Annotated in this window: 2 protein-coding genes; both read right to left on the bottom strand. The window is 68.8% G+C overall.

What is annotated here, in order from left to right:
* Window positions 1-495 (bottom strand): carbohydrate ABC transporter permease (locus tag ACZ5CR_RS45465; RefSeq protein ID WP_468869631.1); only part of this gene is annotated, 495 nt, incomplete at its 3' end.
* The coding region (locus ACZ5CR_RS45460) for a carbohydrate ABC transporter permease (RefSeq protein ID WP_468869628.1) at window positions 492-1,345 on the bottom strand (854 nt) is incomplete at its 5' end. The genes ACZ5CR_RS45460 and ACZ5CR_RS45465, both read right to left, overlap by 4 nt.

The following is a 1,345-nucleotide window of genomic DNA, read 5'->3' as shown; positions in this document are numbered from 1 at the left end:
GGCGCGCACATACCCCACCAGCATCCACAGCGCGAAGGGCAGCGCCCACACCACGTACACCATGATCAGGCCCGGCAGGGAGTTGATCTGGCCGAGGTTCTTCAGGACCAGGAAGAGCGGGATGATCACCAGGACGAAGGGGAACGCCTGGCTGACCACGACCCAGCCGGTGGCCGCCCGCGCGAGGAGCGTGCGGTGGCGTGCCATGACGTACGCCATCGGGGTCGCGATGACGACGGCGATGAGTGCCGCGCAGACCGCCGCGATCAGGGAGTTGCCCGCGGCGCGCAGGAGGGGCTGCTCGTCGAAGGCCTGCCGGAAGTTGGCGAGGGTGGGGTCCTTGGGAATCCAGGTGGGGTGCAGGCTGGCCAGCTCGCGCGGCGGCTTGAAGGCCGTGGAGATCAGCCAGAGGAAGGGGAAGGCGAGGAAGACGAGGTAGCCGAGGAGCGCGAGGTACTGCCCCGCGCGCGCGGGTTTGCTGGTGCGTGTGGTCACTTGTCGTCGCCTCCCTTCAGGCGGCCCACGAGGTAGAACGCGAGGATGACCGAGATCACCGCGACCATCACGCAGCCCATCGCCGCCGCGTAGCCGAACTGGCCGTAGCGGAACGCCTCTTCGTAGGCGAAGAGCATGGGGAGGCGGGTACGGCCGCCGGGGCCGCCGTTCGTCAGGACGTAGACAAGGGCGAAGGAGTTGAAGTTCCAGATGAAGTTGAGCGCCGTGATGGCGAGGGCGATCGGCTTCAGCGCCGGCCAGGTGACCGTGCGGAAGCGGCGCCAGGCGCCCGCGCCGTCCATCTCGGCCGCCTCGTGCAGTTCGCGCGGAGTGTTCTGCAGTCCGGCGAGCAGCGCCACGGTGGTCTGCGGCATGCCCGCCCAGATGCCCACGATGATCACGGCGGGCAGTGCGGTGCTCAGTCCCGTGAGCCAGTCGCGGCCGTCGCCGAGGCCGAGGTTGCCGAGGGTCTCGTTCAGGACGCCGGCGTCCGGGTTGTAGACCAGGCGCCACATGATGCCGACGACCACTTCGGGCATCGCCCAGGGAATGATCGCGAGCGAGCGCGCCAGCCAGCGGAAGCGCAGGTTCTGGTTGAGCAGGAGGGCAAGGCCGAGGGCGAGGAGGAACTGCGGCACGGTCACGCCGACCGCCCACAGCAGGCCGATGCGGAACGAGTCCCAGAACAGGGTGTCGTGCAGCAGGTCCTGGAAGTTGAGGAGGCCGATCCACTCGGTGGGCTCGGTGCGGCCCGACTGGGAGTCGGTGAACGCGAGCGTGATGCCGTAGAGGAGCGGGCCCACGCTGAGGATCAGGATCGGGATCAGCGCGGGCAGCACCAGGAACCAGG

Source organism: Streptomyces sp. NPDC031274 (assembly GCF_055570235.1).
This window is presented reverse-complemented; position numbering and strand designations above follow the sequence as displayed.